Below are 20,256 nucleotides of genomic sequence, written 5' to 3'. Positions count from 1 at the left end.
GGTGGTGCCATGAACAGCCATGCGCAGGGCGAGCAGCAGGTGGTGTGGACCGTCGTCGCCTCGGACATCGGCCCGCTGCTGCTGGCCGCGACGGACGAGGGCCTGGTCCATGTCGTCTTCCATGCCACGGAGCCGGTGCGCGACCGGACCCTCGACCGGCTCGCCTCCCGCCTCGGCACCACCCCGGTGGAGGCTCCCGACGCACCGCAGCTGGCCGAGGCGATACGTCAGTTCGAGGCGTACTTCGCGGGTGAGCGGCACGAGTTCGCACTGTCGCTCGACTGGTCGCTGATCTCGGGGTTCAACCGCCAGGTACTGCGCGAACTGGCGTCGGGCGTCCCCTACGGCTCGGTCGTGGGCTACGGCGATCTCGCGCGGCGCGTGGGCCAGCCCGGCGCGGCCCAGGCGGTCGGAGTCGCGATGGGGTCGAACCCGCTGCCCGTGGTGGTGCCGTGCCACCGGGTGGTGGAGAGCGACGGCGGCATCGGCGGGTTCGGCGGCGGACTGGAGACCAAGCGGAAACTGTTGGCGCTCGAAGGGGTCCTTCCGGAGCCCTTGTTCTGAGCCCTCGTTCTGAGCCTTTGTCCTGAGCCTGCGTCCTGAGCCTTTGTCTTGCGGAGGCCGTGGACGGCCTGTGCGCGTCCGTGCGTGGCCTTGGTGCGGGAGCACCGAGGCCGCGCGTCGTGCCGCGCATCGGCCGTCCGTCGTCGTTCGGATGCGCGGAGGTCGGCGGAACCCGCTCGCGACGGCGATCGGGGCGGCGCTACTCGTAGTGCCGCGCCTCGAAGACGTTGCCGTCCGGGTCCCGGAAGTAGAAGCTTCGCCGGGCGAGTCCGCGGGCGCCGAAGGAGTCGTGGGAGACCTCCGAGACGGGGACCGCCTGTTCCTCCAGCCGGCCGCGCAGTTCGTCGAAGGCCGGGCCGGGCATCGCCAGGCAGACGTGGTTGACGGGGTGCCCGGCGCCGGCGGCGGCGCCCGGCACCATCCGCATCGTCGGGGCCATGGTCAGCGGCATGAGATCGATGATGGTCTCGTCGTTGACACGGACGGAGGGGAAGGGTGCGTGGCCCGCCGCGTACTCGGTGACCCTCACGGGTTCCAGGCCCACGGCCTTCTCGTAGAAGCCGGCCGCGGCGATCGGCTCCCGCACCCAGATGACGACATGGTCGAGACGTGTCGTGTTCTCCTTCATGCACCTCAGGCTGGTGTCCTGCACCACAACGCGCAAGGGTTTGGCCGGGCACGCCGTCCGCCAGGGATGAGGGAAGAACGTCAGACAGGAGGCAAGCGCGTGCTGGTGGTGTCCGAAGAGGTGCGGGAAGCGGTTGACGCGCGTCGACCCGTGGTGGCCCTGGAGTCGACGATCATCGCGCACGGGCTGCCCCGCCCCCGCAATCTGCAGGTGGCGCTGGAACTGGAGGAGGTCGTACGGCGGGAGGGCGCCGTACCCGCGACGATCGCCGTACTGGACGGGCGACCCCATATCGGCCTCGACAAGCAGCAGTTGGAGCGGGTCGCCAACGAGGACGGCATGCGCAAGCTCGGGCACCGCGATCTGCCGCCGGCGGTGGCCGCGGGCGTGAGCGGGGCGACCACCGTGTCGGCGACCGCCCAGCTGGCGGCCCTCGCGGGCGTACGGGTGTTCGCGACGGGTGGACTCGGGGGCGTGCACCGCGAGTGGACGGTGACCCAGGACGAGTCCGCCGACCTTGGGCTCCTCGCGCGTACCCGGATCACGGTCGTGTGCGCGGGCGTGAAGTCGATTTTGGACGTGCCGGCGACCTTGCAGCGGCTGGAGACGCTGGGTGTCGCGGTCGCCGGGTACGGCACCGACCGCTTCCCCGGCTTCTATCTGTCCGACTCGGGCCATCCGGTGGAGTGGACACTCGGATCGCCGGGCGAGGTCGCGGACGTCATGCGGGCGCAGGACGCGCTCGGCGGCCCCGAGTCGGCGCTGATCGTCGCCAATCCCGTGCCGGAGGCGGAGCAGCTCGATCCCGAGCTGCACGCGCGTGTGCTCGCGGAGGCGCTGGCGGCGTGCGAGGCGGAGGGCGTCACGGGCCAGGCGGTCACCCCGTTCCTGCTGAGCTATCTCGTACGGCACACCGACGGCGCCTCCCTGAGCGCCAACCTGGCGGCGGTACGCGGCAACGTACGGCTCGCGGCACGGATCGCGGCGGCCTGGACCGGGGCGTGAGGTGACCCGGCGAACCGCGAGCGAACCCGGTGGTGCGGTGAGCGGGCCCGGTGGTGGTGCGGACCGGCCCGGTGAAGGTGGGGGCGGCCCGCCCGGTGAAGGTGGGGGCGGGGCGCTGCTCGTCGTGGGGGACGTCGTCACGGATGTCGTCGCCCGACACCGCGGGCCGCTCGCGGCGGGCACCGACACGGCCTCCACGATCCGGACGCTGCCCGGCGGGGCGGGCGCCAACGTGGCCTGCTGGGCAGCTCATCGCGGCTGCGCGGACGTGCGGCTGCTCGGGCGGGTGGGCACGGACGGGGCCGCGTGGCACGAGCGGGAGCTGCGGGCCTCGGGCGTGCGACCCCATCTGGTGATCGACCCGGAGGCGGCCACGGGGACGGTGATCTGCCTGGTGGACACGGGCGCCGCGGCCGAGCGCACGTTCCTCACCGACAGCGGTGCCGCGCTGCGGCTGAACCCGGACGACTGGTCGCCGGCCCTGCTCGACGGCGTCGCCCGGCTGCACCTGTCGGGTTATCTGTTCTTCTCCGAGCCCAGTCGCGCGCTGGTCTCCGTGGCCCTGGAATCGGCACGCGCGCGTGGAGTGCCGGTGAGCGTCGATCCCGCGTCTGCGGGCTTCCTCACGCGGCTCGGTGTGGACCGTTTCCTCACGCTGGTCGAGGGAGTGGACGTGCTGCTGCCCAGCCGCGACGAGGCCCACCTGCTGACCGGGCTGCCCGATCCGGCCGACGCGGCGGCCAAGTTGAGCCGTCTCGTACCTCTGGTGGTGGCCAAGCAGGGGGCGGACGGCGCCCTCGTCGCGCGCGAAGGTCGCGTCGTGTCGCGGATCCCGGCGGCACCCGCCACGCCCCGTGACACCACCGGCGCGGGCGACGCCTTCACGGGGGCGTTCCTGGCGGCGCTGCTCGCCGGCGCGGACGCAGAGGGAGCGGCGGCCGAGGGGTGCGGGGCAGGAGCGCGGGCGGTGGAGAAAGTGGGCGGGAGACCGCCCGGGGTCGCCCGGGCCTTGTGACGGGGCGACCGTGCCGCCCCCGCCCGCCGGTCGCCCTCGCCCGCCGGTCGCCCTCGCCCGCCGGTCGCCCTCGCCCGGCGGTCGCCCTCGCCCGGCGGTCGCCCTCGCCCGCCGGTCGCCCCCGCCCGCCGGTCGTCGCCCTCGCCCAGCGGGTCACCCTTGCCCGGTGGGTCACCCTCGCCCGCCGCCGGATCGGGTGACGCTCCACCGGACCGACCCCTCGCTATGCCTTCCGGCCCCAAGCCGAGATCAGGGGCGGGGCGGCGATGTCCATCGCGCCGGAGGCCACGGCCGACAGATGCCGGTCGATCTCCTCCGCCGTGACGAGGTTCGCCGTGACGAGCGCTTCGCGGAGCCGGTCGACGGTCGTCGACTCCAGGGCGGCACAGCCCGGTGAGGCGACGGGGAAGTACGCGTCGGCCTCCACACCGCGCAGGCCGGCGGCCCGCAGCAGGCGCGGGAGTCTGCGGCCGTGCGCCGGGGCGATTCCGCGTTCGGCGAGCAGCTCGCGCACGGCCTGGCGAAGCCGGTTGGCCAACTGGTGCTCGGGACCGGATTCCTCGAGGCAGGCCAGGGGTTGGAGGGCGGGGTCGATATCCTCGACCAGGAGTCGTCCGCCGGGACGCAGGGCGTTGACCATCGACGACAACGCGTGCTCGTGGTTCGGCGCGTGAGCCAGGGCGAGGCGGGCGTGCACGAGGTCGAAGCCGTCACCCGGGGGCTGGTCGACGCCCACGTGATGGACGAGGGCCTCGACCGGTGGGCGGGTGACCGAGGGCACGGCCCAGGAGATGTCGGTGTCCGTCGCGATGACCTTGCCCGTCGGTCCGACCTTCTTCGCCAGCCAGGAGACCACCGAGGCGCCGCCCGCGCCGACCTCCCAACAGCGCCAGCCGGACCCCAGACCGAAGGCCTCCATGTGCCGGAAGGTCGTGGGGTCGAAGAGTGCGGCGAAGGCGTCGGGGCCCTGCCCCGTCTCGGCCCGCCGCTGGTCGAGGAGATACCCGTCGGTTCGCATCATGCCCTGATCATCCCATTTGACCGACTTGCCCTTCGCGGCGACGCTCCCGCAGCCGCGCGGCCGTCCTGCGGCAACCGGCCGGAAAGACCGGGATCGTCCGGGAACAACCGGATGGCGACGACCGGATCGGAACGGCCGCACTGACTCGACCGCCTACAAGCGAAGCGGAACATTCCGTTCCCACAGCCTTACCCGGCACTCGTTCGGCCCTGGCAAACTGGCGCCACAAGGCACGGAGTGCGGTGCGAGGAGATCCACGCAAGGAGAAGCCCGATGTCCATGGCAGGGAATCTGCGGAAGGTCACCGGCCTCGACAGGGTCGTCGGCCTGCGCACGATGGCACGGCTGGCCCGCCGACGCCCCCGCGTCGACCTCAGCCATCCGGCCCGCTCCCCGCTGGGCACCTCGGTGGTGAACTGCGTGACCTACCACAAGGGCGTCCGATCGCCCGCCGTCCGCGATGTCGTCGAGGCCGTCAAACAGGTCCGCAGGCACGACCACGGCTTCGTCTGGCTGGGGCTGCACGAGCCCACACAGCGGGAGTTCGCCGGCATCGCCGAACTCTTCGACCTGCACCCGCTGGCGGTGGAGGACGCGGTCGAGGCCCATCAGCGCCCGAAGCTGGAACGCTACGACGACACACTGTTCGCGGTGTTCAAGACGGTCTGCTATGTCGAGCACACCGAACTGACCGCGACCAGCGAGGTGGTGCACACCGGCGAGATCATGGTCTTCGTCGGCGCCGACTTCGTGATCACCGTCCGCCACGGACGGCACGGCTCGCTCGGTCCGCTGCGGGAGGAACTGGAGGCGAACCCCGACCAGTTGGCCAAGGGCCCGGCCGCGGTGCTGCACGCGATCGCGGACCATGTGGTCGACGACTACCTGAGCGTCACGGACTCGGTCCAGACGGACATCGACCAGGTCGAGACAGACGTGTTCGCCGCGAACGGCGCGCGGGTGGACCCGGGCCGCATCTACCAGCTCAAGCGCGAACTGCTCGAACTGAAGCGGGCGGTGGCCCCGCTCGCCCGCCCGCTCCTGGAGCTCACCTCACGACCGATCCGGGTGGTCGACCCGGAGATACAGGCCTACTTCCGCGACGTCTCCGACCACTTGCTGCGGGCCACCGAGCAGATCGCCGCGTTCGACGAACTGCTGAACTCGATTCTGCAGGCGCATCTCGCGCAGGTCAGCGTCGCGCAGAACGAGGACATGCGGAAGATCACGGCGTGGGCCGCGCTGATCGCCGTGCCGACCATGGTGTGCGGGGTCTACGGCATGAACTTCGAGCACATGCCGGAGCTGCACTGGAAGTTCGGCTATCCGCTGGTCCTGGGAGTCATAGCCACCGCCTGCGTCACCCTCTACCGGGGCTTCAAGCGCAACGGGTGGCTGTGACTCCCGGAGCGGGGAGGCGATCGAACGGCCGGGCGCCACGTCCGATGTCGGCGGTCAGGGCGTCGCGCTCTTCGCGTAGACGCTCTCGGCCCAGGAGGCGATCTGGTCGTCCGACAGATGACGGGCCAGGTCGGCCTCGCTGATCATGCCGACGAGACGCTTGTTCTCGATCACCGGGAGCCGGCGGATCTGGTGCCCCTTCATCTCCTGCAGCACCTCGCTGACGTCGGCGTCCGCGTCGATCCAACGCGGTGTGCCCTTGGCCATCTCGCCGGCCGTGATCGTCGACGGGTCGTGGCCCAGTGCGACGCAGCCGACGACGATGTCGCGGTCGGTGAGGATGCCGCAGAGCCGTTCGTTCTGGTCGCTGATGGGCAGGGCCCCGACGTTCAGCTGACGCATCAGCTGGGCGGCGCGGTCGAGGGTCTCGTGGGCGGGGATCCACTGGGCGCCGCGGTGCATGATGTCTCCGGCGGTGGTCATGTGGTACCTCCCTTTGCCGGACGGCCGGCGCGGCGCGGGACGCACCGCTAGTCCCGGCGCCCTACATTCTTGCCGCGTCCGGGCTGAGGCGCACTCGGAGCGTCGTGCGGCACCCCCACCTGACGCGGGCGGGGAGCCGAGGCGGCGGACGATTCCTCGCCCGTCAGCCGTTCCAGGCCGGGTGGCGAGGGTCGTCGGCGCGCACCAGGACATCGGCCGTGGCAGCCGGGTCGGTTTCGGTCTCGTAGCGCTCGAAGGCGGGGAGGGTCCAGTGCTCGCCTTCCGGTGTGCGGCGGCGCAGGGCCCCCGGGGAGAGGAGGACATGGACGGTCAGGTCGAAGGGGAACCAGTGCTTCAGGAGGAGGGGGCCATGCGTCAGCAGGATCGTGCCGGGCGGGAGTGGGACGTAGGGGCTGCGGGTCGCACGGTCGGTGGTGGGGTCCCAGAGGTCGGGCAGAATCCGCCCCGTGCCGCCGGGGTCGAGCGGACCGAAGACCTCGCGCCACAGGGCGGCGGTGTCGAACCAGCCGTCGTAGTACGCCTCCACGTCCTCGTGGCCGTACTCGAACCGCAGCGACGCAGGCCGGAGGAAGCCCTCGGTTCCCACCACGAGCGAGGCCCGGCCGCGTATGCGCAGCGCCTCGGACACCAGGGCGGCGAGGTCACCGGGACGGGCTGCCGGGGCGCCGTCGAAGGCGATCCGCGGCCAGGGCGAGCCGTCACCCGGCTTGAGGTCGAGGAGGCGTTCGGCGAGGAGGTCGCCGAGCCGCTCCCAGGTGATCGCTTCGAATCGCACACGGCCCATGATGCCGCCCACCGGGCGCCGTGCCCGACCCGGTCGGCGGTCAGGACGGCAGCCGGGTCGGCAGTCGCATCGGCAACCGGGCCGGCAGTCGGCTCCGAGGACGGCGTGACCACGCGGACACCAGGGGGAATGAACCGCGTATGGCAGCACTCGCTACTCCCCCGCCCCGTACCGGACTTGTCGTCGTGCAGGCACTCAGGAAGAAGCACTGCGCCGAGTGCCGGGGCGGTCCGGTGGCGCTGCTGGTCCTGGAGGAGGGGGCACCGCGTTGCCTGGACTGCGCGGACCTCGGGCACCTGGTGTTCCTGCCTCGGGGCGACACCGCGCTCACCCGGAGGGCGCGGGAGGAGAGCTCGCTGTCGGCGGTGGTCGTACGGTTCAACCGGCGCCGGAGCCGGTACGAGCGGCAGGGAGTCCTGGTCGAGGAGGCGGGGCTCGCCCGGGCCGAGGAACGGTGCCTGGCGGACGCGGAGGTGCGACGCCGACGGCGGATACGGGACGCGCGGCGGCGGGCCGCGGAGGACGTGCGCTTCACGGACGCGTTCGCCGCGGAGATAGGACGGCTGTTCCCCGGCTGTCCGCCCGAGCGGGCCCGGGAGATCGCCGCCCACGCCTCGGTGCGCGGCAGCGGCCGCGTCGGGCGCAGCGCGGCGGGGCGCGCGCTGACGGAGTTCGCGGTGACCTCGGCGGTCATCGCGTCGGTACGCCACGTGGACACGCCGTACGACCACCTCCTGATGACCGGCGTGCCCCGGTACGAGGCACGCCGACGGATCACGGTCACGGTGGAGGCGACACTGCGGGGGTGGCGGGGGGTGGGGTGAGGGGCGGGGAGGGGGGAGGGGGAGGGGCCCCCGGAGCAGCGGTCGGCGCGGGTCCCGGTCGGCCTCGTGCGTATGCGGGTGAGCGTCTTGGCCGTGGGGGCCGGGGGGGGTGTGCGGAGGTTCACTGGTCGTGTTGTCGGGTGGTGGGCAGGATCTTCGAGGGATCGAGGTGGGAGCGGACATGATCGATGGGCCGTACTTCGTGCTGACGGTGCTGGGACTGCTCGGGACGGCGATCGTGGCGGGCGTGTTCTGCGGGTTCTCGACGTTCGTGATGAAGGGGCTGGCGTCGTTGCCGCCCGCGCAGGGCGTGGCGGCGATGCAGGCGATCAATGTGAGTGCTCTGACGCCGGCGTTCATGCTCGTGTTCGTGGGCACGGCTGTGCTGTGTGCCGTGCTGGCCGTCGTGACGTTCGTGCTGTGGCCGGACGAGGGCAGGGTCGAACTGCTGCTGGGCAGCGTGCTGTATCTGTTCGGCTGCTTCGGGGTCACGATGGTGGCGAACGTGCCGCGCAACGACACGCTCGCGAAGCTGGACCCGGGCACGCCGGAGGCGGCGACGTACTGGCGCGATTACGTGAGCCGGTGGACGACGTGGAACCACGTGCGGGCGGTCGCCGCGGCTGCCGCGGCCCTGTCGTACCTGCTGGCGCTCGCCTGAGGCGGGGGCGGCGGGCGCGTCGTATCGTGGCCCGTACGCGTACCTCTCCGTGAGGGAGACGGCCATGGCCGATCCCAAGGGTTTTCTGACCACACCACGCGAGGACTGGCCCCGTCGCCCCGTGGAGGAGCGGGTCCGGGACTGGGACGAGGTGTATGTTCCCGGGGCTCTGCTGCCGATCATCAGCAAGCAGGCCGACCGCTGCATGGACTGCGGGATCCCGTTCTGTCACGACGCCTGTCCGCTGGGGAATCTGATCCCCGAGTGGAACGATCTCGTGTCGCGGGAGGACTGGCGGGCGGCGAGCGACCGGTTGCACGCCACGAACAACTTTCCCGAGTTCACCGGGCGGTTGTGTCCCGCCCCCTGTGAGGCGGGGTGTGTGCTGGCGATCAACCAGCCCGCGGTGACCATCAAGAACGTGGAGGTGGCCATCGCGGACCGGGCCTGGGAGGACGGTTTCACCCCGCCGCGTCCGCCCGACCGGCTGTCGGGGAAGACGGTCGCCGTCGTCGGCTCGGGGCCCACCGGGCTCGCGGCGGCGCAGCAGTTGACGCGGGCCGGGCACACGGTCGCGGTGTACGAACGGGCCGACCGGATCGGCGGGTTGCTGCGGTACGGGATCCCGGCGTTCAAGATGGAGCGGCGCCATCTGGACCGGCGGTTGGAGCAAATGCGGGCGGAGGGCACGAAGTTCCGGACGTCGACCGCGGTCGGGGTGGACGTCGGGGCGGCCGAGTTGCGGGCCCGGTACGACGCGGTGGTGATCGCGACGGGGGCCACGGCGTGGCGGGAACTGGACGTGCCCGGGCGGGAGTTGGCCGGGGTTCATCAGGCGATGGAGTATCTGCCGTTGGCCGACCGGGTGTGTGAGGGGGATCTGGAGGTGTCGCCGTTGTCGGCGGCAGGGAAGCATGTCGTGATCGTCGGGGGTGGTGACACGGGGGCGGACTGTCTGGGGACCGCGGTGCGGGAAGGGGCCGCTTCGGTGACCCAGTTGGACATCTATCCGCTGCCGGAGGCGGAGCGTGACGAGGACGTCGATCCGTGGCCGACGTATCCGAAGGTGTACCGGCTCTCGGCGGCGCACGAGGAGGCTCGGGATCTTCGGTCCGCGCCTGCGGCGGACGCGGACGCGCGGCTCTTCGCGGCCTCCACGCTCCGCTTCACCGGGGACGGGTCGGGGCGGGTGCGGGCCCTGCACCTGGTCGAGGTGGACGAGCGGCGGCTGGCCCGGTCGGGTACCGAGCGGACGCTGCCCGCCGATCTCGTCCTGCTCGCGCTCGGGTTCTCCGGCCCGGATCGGCACGACGGGCTCCTGGAGCAGTTGGGGCTGGCCCTCGATCCGCGCGGGACGATCGCGCGGGGGCCGGACTTCGCGACGAACGTGCCCGGGGTGTACGCCGCGGGGGACGCCGCCCGTGGGCAGTCCCTGATCGTGTGGGCGATCGCCGAGGGGAGGTCCGTGGCTGCCTCGGTCGACCGTGGGCTGACCGGGGCGGACCGCCTGCCGGCACCGATCGGACCGTACGACCGCCCGATGACGGTGTAGCCACCGGCCACGGCCATTGGCCACCGGTCCACCGGCCGTCGGCCGTCGGCCGTCGTCGCCTAGGCCGGTTCGGTCGTCGCGGAAACAGCGCTTCGGTCGTCGGTGCGGCGCCGGGCAGGCGGTGAGCAGTTCTGGCAGTTCTAGCAGTTCTGGCAGTTCTAGCGGCCGTCCGTGCCGGCTTGTTTGGCGGTGGCGAGGGCGATGCGGTTCCACGTGTTGATGGTGCAGATCAGGGCGAGGACGCGGGCCAGTTCGGTGTCGTCGAAGTGGGTGGCGGCTTCGGCGTAGACGGCGTCGGGGACGCCGCCGTCGGCGACGAGGGTGACCGCTTCGGTGAGGGCGAGCGCGGCCTGTTCGCGGGCGGTGAAGAAGTGCCGGGCCTCGCGCCAGACCGGGATCATGTGCAGCCGGTCCTCGCTCTCCCCGGCCTTGCGGGCGTCGTTGGTGTGCATGTGGAGGCAGTAGGCGCAGTGGTTGAGGTGGGAGGCGCGGATCTGGATCAGTTCGACCAGGGCGGGGTCGATGCCCTCGCGGGCCACCGCGTCGAAGCCGATGAGGGCGCGGAACGCGTTCCGCGCGGACTTCGCGAGGTCGAGCCGGGGATGGGCGGCCGCCGCCGTCTTGTCGGTCTCTGCGGTGTTCGCGGCTGTCGTGTAGGTCGCTGTCGTGTCGGTGGCTGTCATGGCGGTCGCTGTCGTGTTCGTCGTCATGACCATGAATCTATGGGGCGGAAAGACCTGTCGTAGGGTGCATTTCCATGGTGGATTCTTGGGTCAATTCCGCGGAGTCGATCGGGGCCGATCTGCATCTCGAACTGTCCGGTGGGGGTGGGCGACGGGCGGCGCTGATCCGGGCGTTGCGGGACGCGGTGCGTGGTGGTCGGCTGGCGCCCGGGACCCGCCTGCCCCCGTACCGCTCGCTCGCCGCGGATCTGGGCGTCGCGCGCAACACGGTCGCCGACGCGTACGCGGAACTGGTCGCGGAGGGCTGGCTGACCGCCCGGCAGGGGTCGGGCACGCGGGTCGCGGAGCGGGTCGAACCCCTGGGCGCCGCAGCGCGCGTGCCTCGGAAGGTGCCGCAACGCGCGCGTGGGCCGCGGCACGATCTGCGGCAGGGCACGCCGGACGCGTCGGCGTTCCCGCGGGCGGCCTGGGCGGCGTCGTACCGCAGGGCGCTGACGCGGGCGCCGAGCGAGGCGTTCGGGCCGGGTGATCCGGCGGGCCGGGTCGAGCTGCGGGAGGCGCTCGCCGAGTACCTGGCACGGGCGCGGGGCGTGCGGACCGAGGCCTCGCGGATCGTGGTCTGCTCCGGTTTCGCGCACGCGTTGCGGCTGCTGTTCCACGGTCGGGTGCTGCGGGGACCGCTGGCCGTGGAGTCGTACGGGCTGGGCTTCCACCGTGAGCTGCTGGCGGCGGCCTCCGTACGGACCGTTCCGCTGGCGCTCGACGAGGACGGTGCCCGGGTGGACGGGCTGGACCGGGAGAGGGCGGTGCTGCTCACGCCCGCGCACCAGTTCCCCACCGGCGGGCCGCTGCGTCCCGAGCGGCGGGCCGCGGTGGTGGACTGGGCACGCGCGCGTGGCGGGCTGATTCTGGAGGACGACTACGACGGGGAGTTCCGTTACGACCGCAAGCCCGTCGGGGCCGTGCAGGGACTGGATCCCGAGCGGGTCGTCTTCATCGGCTCGGTCAGCAAGAGCCTGTCGCCCGCGCTGCGGCTGGGGTGGATGGTGTTGCCGGAGCGGCTCGTGGGCGCCGTGGTGGAGGCCAAGGGCGAGCGGGAGGCGTGGGCGAGCGTGCCGGAGCAGCTGGCGCTGGCGGACTTCGTGGGGTCCGGGGCGTACGACCGTCATGTGCGGCGTATGCGGCAGCGGTACCGGGCGCGTCGGGACCGGCTGGTGGCGGCCCTGGCCGCGCACGCGCCGCACATCGAGGTCACCGGGATCGCCGCCGGGCTGCACGCCGTGCTGCGGCTGCCGCCCGGTACCGAGCGGTCGGCGGTGAAGGCGGCGGCGTGGCGGGGTGTCGCGCTGGACGGGCTGGCGGCGTTCCGGCATCCCGAGGCGAGGGAGGACGCTCCGGACGGGCTGGTCGTGGGGTATGCGACGCCGCCGGAGCACGCGTACGGGGCGGCGGTGGAGGCGTTGTGCGGGGTGCTCCCGCCCGAGTGAGTGGGGTGGTGTGGCGGCGACGGCCGGGGGAGGGTTCCCGGTCGACACGAAAAGCGGGGCGGTGGGACTATTGGGGTCAGGAGGTACGTCACCGCTGTGGCCGCGGGCACCCCGACAATTCGGTGGTGGCCTGCCCCCATCCTTCGTTCCGTCGTCAGGCGTAGGGCCTCTTCCTCACGTCCCCCCTGTTGACGGTCGGTCCTGGAGGGTGCTCGATGACGACGCTCGACGAACGTCACGGAGAACACGGAGACGGTGCGCACGGCGGGGCTCCGCCCCGGGGTGGCGGCACAGTCGGTTCTCACGTCGTCCTCCTGGACCAGCCGACGGCTTCGCTGCCGCTGCTCACCGGCTCGAAGGCGGCCCATCTCGCGCGTGCGGCGCGCGCGGGGTTGCCGGTGCTGCCCGGGTTCGTGATCCCGTACGACCCTCGGGACGCGGATGACCGGCGGCGGGACCCTGACGACGGGCGGGACCTGTCGCGCGCCTGGGCCGAGTTGTCCCGGCATGGTGCGCGTTCCCTCGTCGTACGGTCCTCCTCGCCGCAGGAGGACACGGAGGAGTCCTCTCTGGCGGGACGGTTCGACTCCGTGCTCGATGTGCGGGGGTGGGAGGAGTTCCGGGCGGCGGTGCGCACGGTGCTGGGCTCGGCGCGGCGGCCCGACGGTGGCAGTGCTCCCATGGCCGTGCTCGTCCAGCCGATGCTCAGGGCCCGGGTCGGGGGTGTGCTGTTCGGCGCGGATCCCGTGGCCGGGCGGACCGATCGGATGCTGGTCAGCGCGGTGCGGGGCGGGCCCGACACGTTGGTGAGCGGGGAGCGGCCGGGGACGAGCTACTGGTTGAGCAGGTGGGGGCGGCTGCTGCGGACGGAATCGCCCGGGGCGGAAGAACCCTCAGGGGTGGAACGGTCAGGAGCCGAATCGCCCGGGACGGAACCCCCAGGAGTGGAACCGTCCGGGGCGGAACAGTCTGAGGCGGAGCAGTCCGGGGCGGAGCAGTCCCGGGCCGTGCGGGCGGCCGGCGGAAGTGGGGCGTTGCTCACCGCCGCCGAGTTGCGTCGTCTGGCGCGTCTCGCGCGGCGGGCCGCCCGGGTGTTCGGCGGGGCCCAGGACATCGAGTTCGGTTTCGACGAGGGCGGGCGGCTGTGGTTGCTCCAGAGTCGTCCGATCACGGCGATGGGGCCCCGTCCGCCGCGTGGCGCGCGGCTGCTCGGTCCCGGGCCGGTGGCGGAGACCCTGCCGGGGCAGTTGGAGCCGCTGGAGGAGGATCTGTGGGTGGCGCCGATGGCGCGGGGGCTGGCCTTCGCGCTCGATCTCGGCGGGAGCGCGTCGCGTCGGCGGTTGCGGTCGGCGCCGGTCGTCACGGCGGTCGGGGGCCGGGCCGCGGCGGACCTGCGGCTGCTGGGTGCCGTCCCGCCGAGACACCCGGGGCTGGCGTGGCTCAACCCCGCGCCGGGCGCCCGGCGGCTCGGTGCAGCCTGGCGGGTGGGGCGGCTGACCTCGACGTTGCCGGGTCTGGCGACGGACCTGGTGGCCGACGTCGACCGGCGGCTGGTCGAGACCCCGTCGGCCGGCGAGCTGCCGACCGTCGACTTGATCTCGGCCCTGCGCTGGACGCGCTCCGTCCTGGTCTCGCTGCACGCGCAGGAGGCTCTGGCCGGTGCCCTCCTTCCGGAGCCCCATGTCACGGCCTCCGGTACCGCTCTCGCCACGCTGACCGATTCGAGGTACCGGGACCGGACCTTGTCGGACCACCAGGTGGTGGCCGCCGAGCCCGTGGTCCTCGCCCTGACGGCTCCGAGCCTGTGGGGTGACCTGCGACTGCCCCCGCCCGAGCCCGTCCACCGGAACGGCGCCTCCGCGACCACCGCCGCATCCGCCGCCCTCGCCGCAGCCACAACCGCCACCGCCACCGCCACCGCCACCGCCACCGCCACCGCCACTACATCCGCAACCACATCCGCATCCCCCTTCGTGTCCGTCTCCACCGCCCCCGGCGACAGCGCGGCCCCCCTCCCGTCCTCCCGCCGCGCGGTCTCCGTCTGCCCTGGCGCCCTCCCGCCGCGCGAGGCCCTGCGGCTGCGGATCCGCTGGGTGCAGGAGCTGCAGGTCAGGCTGGTGCGGGAGGCGGCGCGCAGGTTGTTCGCCCGGGGTGTGCTGGGTGAGGTGCGGCGGGTGGGGCTGCTGCGGTGGAAGGAGTTCGTGACCGCACTGGAGACCGGTGGGCTGCCGGGGGACTTCGCGGCACGGTCGCCCCGGGCCCTGTCCGCGCCGCTCCCGGACCGGTTCCGGCTCGCGGAGGGCGGTGTGGTGGTCGCCGAGCGCACCGCCGGGCGTTCTCGTCCGGGAGAGGGCAACGGAGGCCGGGGTGTGTCCGGCGGTCGGGGCGTCGGCACGGTGTGGGACGGCGAGGGGACCGGGCCGGCGGACGCCGTGCTGGTGGTCCGGACGCTCGATCCGGCGCTGGCTCCGCTGTTGTCGCGCGTCGCGGGGCTGGTGGCGCAGACGGGCAGCCCGTTGTCCCATCTCGCGGTGCTGGCCCGGGAGTTCGGTGTGCCGGCCGTGGTGGGCGTCGGCGACGCGGTGCGCCGCTTCCCGCCGGGCACCCGGGTGACGGTCGACGGCGGCTCCGGCGACGTGCGGGCGGAGGGTTCGTGATGAGGCGCCTCGCTTACCTCTTCGGGGGCTCGGCGGCGGTCGGCGCGGGCGTCTACTTCGTCGTCTACCTCTACCGGTGGCAGTGGCAGCGGGCCATCATCAGTGGGGTGCTGCTCCTGATCGTCGGGGTGCTGTTGCTCGGGCTCGTGCTGTGGGGGCGGCTGGCGCGGATCGAGGAGCGGATCCGGGAGAGCGACCGGCGGCAGCAGGACGCGCTGGCCCGGCTGCGGCAGTCGCACGCGCGTGAACCTGGCGACCGGTTCCGCTGGCTGGAGGATCCGGCGAGTCGTACGTATGTCTTCGTGCCGGTGTTGTTGATCACCGGTGTGGTGCTGTCGGGGATCGCGTGGCTGGTGCAGCGGATCGCGTCGGTCACGGCCCGGCCGACGGCGGAGCGGCATCTCGCCGGGCGGCTGGCGGTGCTCACCGCGCCCGATCCGGCGCCGGACGCCGATCTGGAGGACAGAGTGCCGGTCGGCGGGGGCCGGGGACGGGGGCGGGTGGCGCGGTTGATCACCGTGGGCGTCGGTGTCGGTCTGCTGGTCTCGCTGGTGGTCGGGCTTGCCGACCTCACGCAGACCAGGAAGGAGGAGGGAAACGAGGCCGAGGCGACCTCTGTGATCGTCCGGGTGGACATGCGTGGCGTGCCCGTGACCGCCGAGCGGCAGTCCATGGCCGCTTCCCAGGCCTGGGAACGCTGCCGAAATTCCACATCGGTGCCCCTGCGGCGGACCACGCTCGGCGAACTCGGCGACGGCCTGTTCGCCGGGGTCGTCCGCCCCGCCCTCACTGACCACGACCGCCTGCGGTTGCGCGGCTGCCTGGAGGACGCCGACGTGGACCGCGCCTACCTCACGGTGGTGGGTGTCGGCGACGCCGAGAACGAGTGAGCCCCGGACCCAAAGATCAACAGAACACCCGTAATCGATCCATCTCCACCCCAAAGCCGTGAGATAGGGCACAACCAGACAGAGCCCTTACTACGTGCGGGCTACGATGCGAACAGGCCCCCGTCCCCAACCTTCGGGTCATTCATGTCTGTCATCGTCACACCTCCGCCCGTACACCGCAGTCCGCTCTCCGCCCCTCCAGCCCGCTCCCGCTCGCTGCGCCGCAAGGTGGTGCGCGTCCTCGTCGGAGTGCTGCTCAGCTGTCTCGCCCTGTGGGCCACGGGCTCCCTCGGCATCCTGGCGGTGTCGTACATGGCGAGTGAGACCATCTCGGCGCCCGAGGGGACGCGCCCGGTGAAGGGCATCCACAAGTTCCAGCCCGTCGGCACGGACGGCGAGCTGTGGCGCGGGGCCGCGCCCTCCCCCGCCGGTTACCGGGCGCTCGCCGACCTCGGCTTCACCACCGTCGTCGACCTGCGCGCCGAGAAGCTGAGCGCCGCCCAGCTCGCCCTGCCGCGTGAGGCGGGCCTCGACGTCGTACGGGTGCCGATGCGTGACGGGCAGACCCCGACGCCCGAGCAGGTGCAGCGCCTGCTCGACACGGTCTCCGAGAACTCCGGGCCGGTGTTCGTGCACTGCGGCGCCGGTGTCGGCCGTACGGGGACGATGGCCGCGGCCTACCTGGTGAAGACCGGGCAGGAGGACTCGCCCGGCGCGGTCTTGCGCAACCTGTCGGTCGGGCCGCCGTCGATCGAGCAGATCTACTACGGGCTGATGCTGGAGCGGGAGCGGGCGACGGCACAACCGCCGCTGCCGGTGGTGGTGGTGAGCCGCGTCGTCGACGCGCCGCGCCGTATCTGGTCGTACATGTAGACGTGCGCCACGGTGTACGAGTGCGCGGCGCGGGCCAGGAGGCCCGCGCCGCGCACTCGTACACCGGTTCTCGACGTGGCCCTACGGCTTGCGGGCCACCGCGCCGTAGCCCGGAATGACCCCGTCGTCCTGGCCGGGGACGGGGTCGCCGAGTTCGGGGTGCCAGTGGTGGGGCACCTCGACGCCGGGGTCGACCAGTTCGAGGCCGTCGAAGAAGCGGGTGAACTCCTCGCGGGAGCGCAGGGCCAGGGTGACGCCGGCGGCCTTGAGCTTCTCCGTGGCCGCCTTCGACTCCTCCGGGGTGAAGTCGGCGGTGGCGTGGGTGACGACCAGATAGCTGCCGGAGGGCAGTTCGGACATCAGCCGCTGGACGAGGGCGTGCGCGCCGTCCTCGTCGGAGACGAAGTGCAGCAGCGCGATCAGCGAGAGCGCCACGGGCCGGTCGAAGTCCAGTATCTTCCTGGCGCCCTCGACGACGGCGTGCGGGTCGCGCACGTCGGCCTGCAGATACTCGGTGCGCCCCTCCGGCGTACCGCGCAGCAGGGCCGCCGCGTGGGCCAGCACGATGGGGTCGTTGTCGCAGTAGACGACGCTCGTGTCGGGGGCGACCCGTTGGGCGATCTGGTGCAGGTTCGGCTCGGTCGGGATACCGGTGCCGATGTCGAGGAACTGACGGACGCCGTGCTCCGCGAGCCAGCGTGTGGAGCGGTGCATGAAGGCACGGTTGACCTGTGCCATCACCGGCACCCGGGGGTCGAGGGCCAGCATCTGCCGGCCCATCGCCTCGTCGACGGGGTAGTTGTCCTTGCCGCCGAGGTACCAGTCGTACATCCGCGCGGGATGGGGTCTGCTCGTATCGATCTCGACGGGGGGACGCCCGGTCATGACGAACTCCATAAGGTTCTGCAGCAATAAGTGATCAACTCAGGGCCAACATAGGGGGATCGGCTGAACAACAGGGAGTGCGCAACAGGCCTCAGGAGAGCAGGAAGTCGGCCACCCCCGCCTTGGCGCCCTGGATGAAGGCGTTCATCTCGTCCGGTGTGTAGATCAGCGCCGGTCCGTCGGGGTCGGTGGACTGCCGTACCGCGATCCGGCCGTCGGCGAGCTTCATGGCTTCCAGGCAGTTCCCTCCGTTGCCTCCGCTCCAGGGCTTGTGCCAGCCTTCGCTGCCCAACTCCCGGGCGGGCATGCCGTTGTAGACGCGGTTGTGCGACTGCGTGCGTGTGCGCGCCTGCGACTGCGGCTTGATGAGTTCCATTCGGTGACTTCAGAGCTCCTCGCGGAGATCCCGGAGGATCTCCTTCGTGCGTTGTGCCGTGGCGGCCTGCGCCGCCATGCGGTCCATGACCTCGAGGTGGGTCGCCACCTCGGAGCGGTCGTCCAGGTAGACGGCGCCGGTCAGGTACTCGCTGTAGACCATGTCCGGAAGTTCCGGCATGGCGAAACGGAACAGGACGAACGGCCCGTACGTGCCGGGGTGCGGTCCTGTGTCGAACGTGGCGACCTGCAGCGTCACATGGGACAGCTCCATCGCCTCCAGCAGTCGGTCGATCTGGGCGCGCATGACCGCCGGTCCGCCGACGGGGCGGCGCAGGGCGGTCTCGTCCATCACGAACCACAGCCGGGGCGCACCCTCACGGGTGAGCAGTTCCTGGCGTTGCATGCGCAGGTCGACATGGCGCTCGATGTCCGCGGGTTTGGTCTGGCCGATGGCGCCCGATGTCATGACGGAACGCGCGTAGTCCTCGGTCTGCAGCAGGCCGGGGACGAAGTGGGGGTCGTAGCCACGGATCAGGGAGGCCGCGCCCTCCAGGCTGACGTACATGGAGAACCAGCCCGGCAGGATGTCGTGGTAGCGCTGCCACCAGCCGGGCTTGTTGGCCTCCTCGGCGAGCCGGACGAAGGTCTCGGCCTCCTCGTCGCCGACCCCGTACGCCTTCAGCAGGAGTTGGAGGTAGGGGATTTTGAGGGCGACCTCGGCGGTCTCCATGCGGCGGACCGTGGCGGCGGTGACGTGCAGGACGCGTGCGGCGTCCTCGCGTCTGATGCCCGCGCGCTCACGCAGGTCCAGCAGACGCCGACCGAGCACGACCTGCCCGACCGTCGGCGCGGACCGCGGCTCGCTCATCTCGCCTCTCTTCCCTCTGACTCTGCGCTGATCTGCGTCGATGTCCGGCCCGTCCCGGTGCCGACAGCCTTGCGGCGCCGTTCGGAGGCCCTGCGCGTCACACCTGTCCGTGTACACATACGAACACTGTGCGTGCATACGAACGTTGTGTGAGGGATTTCCAACTGGCGCCGCTACACGTGCTGTTGCGTGCAGTGTGCCACGACCGTTCAGAGAGTCATACGGCACTCTGCAATTTTCAGAGTGACACTTGCCAAGTGTTCACGGCGGGGCGATAGTGGCAAGCGTGATTCCGCCCCCTGCGCCGTTAGGAACAGACGCCGCCGGTGACCGTGTCGGTCCCGGTCCGGCTGCCGGGGCGCGCCCCGAGACAATCGCCGAGCGCCGGTTTCGATTCGAGCTGGCCGCGCACCCGGGTGCCGTGGCCCAGGCCCGGCGCGTGACCCGTGACCAGCTCACCGGCTGGGCCCTGTGCGAGGACACCTGCGACACGGCCGCCCTCGTCGTGTCCGAGCTGGTGACCAACGCGATCGTGCACACCGCGAGCGCCCAGATCGTCTGCGAGCTGCACGACGGCGAGGATCTGGTGCGGATAGCGGTACGGGACGAGGGCTGCGCTCCCGGCGAGCCGCACCCCTCGCCGCAGCGGCCCGAGGAGGAACACGGCAGGGGGCTGCTCCTCATAGAGTCCCTCTGCCGCTCATGGGGTGCCCAGCCGGTCGGCCTGGGACTCCTGGTGTGGGCGGACGTACCGCGCGGGCTGCTCGCCCCCACCGCCCCGGTGCTCACGCCCGAGACGGTCGCGGACATCACCCTGGGCGCGGGCGGAGCCACGGACACGGCGGCCCGCTCCGATCTCGGCTGGGGCGCGAAGAAGCCGCCGGCGGAGGACCGGGACGGTGGGGCGGAGGCCTTCCGTCTCACGAGCGTCGAGGGCGGCCGCGGCGCAGGTGAGGCCGGGTACCGCACGGGTTTCGAATGTCGTACGGAAGTCGGAGTCCGGCCGCAGGTCGGACGGCGGACGGGGGCCGAATGGGTGTGAGCGGGTCGATCGGTCCCACTCGGCCCCCCGGTGGAGGCAGAGTGGCCCGCGTGGTGAGCCTCGACACCCTGACCCGACTGCGCCGCGCCCAGCGTTCCGCCGCGCCGCCCCGCCCCATCCCCCTGCCTGACGGCATGACCGCGCCCATGGGATGTGACGCGGTCGCCGTCCCTTGCCGCTTCGGGCCGATGGTCCTGCCCCGGCTGCCGCGGGTGGGCTGTGTCTACGCCGACCGGGCGCACTGGTGGTGGATCGTGCCGGCCGACTCCGACTACGCGCTGGAATGGCCGTCGCCGGTGCGCTACACCACCGGCGCGCTGGTCTCCGACGGCGAGGCCGCCCCCGGGCTCATCCTCAGGCCCGAGGGGACGATTCCCTATACGCCGCCGATACCGCTGTATCTGGCGTTGTGCCGGGTGACGGGGACGACGCCCACATGGTCCCGGATGACCGCGTAGGGCTCAGCTCCGCCGGTGGCGCCGGATCCTGACAGGAGCTGCGCCCCTTTCCCGTGCCCCTTTCCCGTGCCCCTGG

21 protein-coding genes are annotated in these 20,256 nt (G+C 72.2%); 13 read left to right on the top strand and 8 right to left on the bottom strand.

The genetic code is table 11. The features are described from left to right. Window positions 1-9 precede the first annotated feature (9 nt). Complete coding sequence (locus K1J60_RS33975) at window positions 10-564, top strand: methylated-DNA--[protein]-cysteine S-methyltransferase (protein ID WP_220649548.1); 555 nt, start codon at window positions 10-12, stop codon at window positions 562-564. Window positions 565-763: 199 nt separating this feature from the next. Here K1J60_RS33975 and K1J60_RS33970 read toward each other — a convergent pair whose 3' ends face one another. After that, a complete protein-coding gene (locus tag K1J60_RS33970; protein WP_220649547.1) occupies window positions 764-1,192 on the bottom strand; it encodes a VOC family protein in 429 nt (142 codons plus the stop codon). 99 nt (window positions 1,193-1,291) lie between these two features. On the opposite strand from K1J60_RS33970, the gene K1J60_RS33965 reads away from it, so the two are divergent. Further along, window positions 1,292-2,197: a pseudouridine-5'-phosphate glycosidase gene (locus K1J60_RS33965; RefSeq protein WP_259408042.1), complete on the top strand. Its 906-nt coding sequence runs from the start codon at window positions 1,292-1,294 to the stop codon at window positions 2,195-2,197. 115 nt (window positions 2,198-2,312) lie between these two features. Further along, the gene (locus K1J60_RS33960) at window positions 2,313-3,212 is read left to right on the top strand and encodes a carbohydrate kinase family protein (RefSeq protein ID WP_220651827.1); all 900 of its coding nucleotides are present in this window, start codon (window positions 2,313-2,315) and stop codon (window positions 3,210-3,212) included. A 223-nt stretch (window positions 3,213-3,435) separates the two neighbouring features. On the opposite strand, the gene K1J60_RS33955 is transcribed toward K1J60_RS33960, so the two are convergent. Continuing rightward, window positions 3,436-4,233 (bottom strand): methyltransferase domain-containing protein, encoded by a 798-nt coding sequence (locus K1J60_RS33955; protein WP_220649545.1) that lies wholly within the window; start codon window positions 4,231-4,233, stop codon window positions 3,436-3,438. Between the two features lie 273 nt (window positions 4,234-4,506). Between K1J60_RS33955 and corA the strand changes: the two genes are divergently transcribed. Then, a complete protein-coding gene (gene corA, locus K1J60_RS33950; protein ID WP_220649544.1) occupies window positions 4,507-5,634 on the top strand; it encodes a magnesium/cobalt transporter CorA in 1,128 nt (375 codons plus the stop codon). A 54-nt stretch (window positions 5,635-5,688) separates the two neighbouring features. Here the strand turns inward: corA and K1J60_RS33945 are convergent, their stop codons facing one another. Both K1J60_RS33945 and K1J60_RS33940 read right to left on the bottom strand, forming a co-directional pair. Continuing rightward, window positions 5,689-6,117: a CBS domain-containing protein gene (locus K1J60_RS33945; protein ID WP_220649543.1), complete on the bottom strand. Its 429-nt coding sequence runs from the start codon at window positions 6,115-6,117 to the stop codon at window positions 5,689-5,691. Between the two features lie 163 nt (window positions 6,118-6,280). Continuing rightward, window positions 6,281-6,922, bottom strand: coding sequence for a nucleoside/nucleotide kinase family protein (locus K1J60_RS33940; protein WP_220649542.1), 642 nt, complete (start codon window positions 6,920-6,922; stop codon window positions 6,281-6,283). A gap of 140 nt (window positions 6,923-7,062) precedes the next feature. Between K1J60_RS33940 and K1J60_RS33935 the strand changes: the two genes are divergently transcribed. From K1J60_RS33935 to K1J60_RS33925, 3 genes are all read left to right on the top strand, one after another. After that, window positions 7,063-7,746, top strand: a complete 684-nt coding sequence (locus tag K1J60_RS33935; RefSeq protein ID WP_220649541.1) for a DUF2293 domain-containing protein — start codon at window positions 7,063-7,065, stop codon at window positions 7,744-7,746. Between the two features lie 181 nt (window positions 7,747-7,927). Further along, window positions 7,928-8,407: an anthrone oxygenase family protein gene (locus tag K1J60_RS33930; protein WP_220649540.1), complete on the top strand. Its 480-nt coding sequence runs from the start codon at window positions 7,928-7,930 to the stop codon at window positions 8,405-8,407. A gap of 64 nt (window positions 8,408-8,471) precedes the next feature. Then, window positions 8,472-9,959: a glutamate synthase subunit beta gene (locus K1J60_RS33925; protein WP_220649539.1), complete on the top strand. Its 1,488-nt coding sequence runs from the start codon at window positions 8,472-8,474 to the stop codon at window positions 9,957-9,959. 158 nt (window positions 9,960-10,117) lie between these two features. Here K1J60_RS33925 and K1J60_RS33920 read toward each other — a convergent pair whose 3' ends face one another. After that, window positions 10,118-10,675 (bottom strand): carboxymuconolactone decarboxylase family protein, encoded by a 558-nt coding sequence (locus K1J60_RS33920; protein ID WP_398683711.1) that lies wholly within the window; start codon window positions 10,673-10,675, stop codon window positions 10,118-10,120. 41 nt (window positions 10,676-10,716) lie between these two features. Here K1J60_RS33920 and pdxR point away from each other — a divergent pair, with 41 nt between their 5' ends. The 4 genes from pdxR (at window position 10,717) to K1J60_RS33900 (ending at window position 16,549) form a co-directional block, all read left to right on the top strand. Next, complete coding sequence (gene pdxR / locus K1J60_RS33915) at window positions 10,717-12,129, top strand: MocR-like pyridoxine biosynthesis transcription factor PdxR (RefSeq protein ID WP_220649537.1); 1,413 nt, start codon at window positions 10,717-10,719, stop codon at window positions 12,127-12,129. Window positions 12,130-12,344: 215 nt separating this feature from the next. Next, on the top strand, window positions 12,345-14,786 hold the full coding sequence (locus tag K1J60_RS33910; RefSeq protein WP_220649536.1) for a PEP/pyruvate-binding domain-containing protein: 2,442 nt from the start codon (window positions 12,345-12,347) through the stop codon (window positions 14,784-14,786). Then, a complete protein-coding gene (locus K1J60_RS33905) occupies window positions 14,786-15,676 on the top strand; it encodes a hypothetical protein (protein ID WP_220649535.1) in 891 nt (296 codons plus the stop codon). The genes K1J60_RS33910 and K1J60_RS33905 overlap by 1 nt, the downstream gene beginning before the upstream one ends. A gap of 144 nt (window positions 15,677-15,820) precedes the next feature. Then, window positions 15,821-16,549, top strand: coding sequence for a protein-tyrosine phosphatase family protein (locus K1J60_RS33900; protein ID WP_220649534.1), 729 nt, complete (start codon window positions 15,821-15,823; stop codon window positions 16,547-16,549). 81 nt (window positions 16,550-16,630) lie between these two features. On the opposite strand, the gene K1J60_RS33895 is transcribed toward K1J60_RS33900, so the two are convergent. The 3 genes from K1J60_RS33895 to K1J60_RS33885 form a co-directional block, all read right to left on the bottom strand. Next, entirely contained in the window at window positions 16,631-17,446 is an 816-nt protein-coding gene (locus K1J60_RS33895) for an SAM-dependent methyltransferase (RefSeq protein WP_398684323.1), read from the bottom strand. A 79-nt stretch (window positions 17,447-17,525) separates the two neighbouring features. Beyond that, on the bottom strand, window positions 17,526-17,810 hold the full coding sequence (locus K1J60_RS33890) for a DUF397 domain-containing protein (RefSeq protein WP_220649532.1): 285 nt from the start codon (window positions 17,808-17,810) through the stop codon (window positions 17,526-17,528). Between the two features lie 9 nt (window positions 17,811-17,819). After that, window positions 17,820-18,680, bottom strand: coding sequence for a helix-turn-helix domain-containing protein (locus K1J60_RS33885; RefSeq protein WP_220649531.1), 861 nt, complete (start codon window positions 18,678-18,680; stop codon window positions 17,820-17,822). A gap of 286 nt (window positions 18,681-18,966) precedes the next feature. Between K1J60_RS33885 and K1J60_RS33880 the strand changes: the two genes are divergently transcribed. Continuing rightward, window positions 18,967-19,722, top strand: a complete 756-nt coding sequence (locus K1J60_RS33880; protein WP_259408041.1) for an ATP-binding protein — start codon at window positions 18,967-18,969, stop codon at window positions 19,720-19,722. Continuing rightward, the gene (locus K1J60_RS33875) at window positions 19,713-20,180 is read left to right on the top strand and encodes a hypothetical protein (protein ID WP_220649529.1); all 468 of its coding nucleotides are present in this window, start codon (window positions 19,713-19,715) and stop codon (window positions 20,178-20,180) included. Before K1J60_RS33880 ends, K1J60_RS33875 begins: the two co-directional genes overlap by 10 nt. The last annotated feature ends 76 nt before the right edge of the window (window positions 20,181-20,256 follow it).

It is taken from the genome of Streptomyces akebiae (genome assembly GCF_019599145.1).
Taxonomy (GTDB): domain Bacteria; phylum Actinomycetota; class Actinomycetes; order Streptomycetales; family Streptomycetaceae; genus Streptomyces; species Streptomyces akebiae.
Note: the sequence above shows the minus strand (reverse complement) of the source record. Positions and strands in the feature narration are given on the sequence as shown.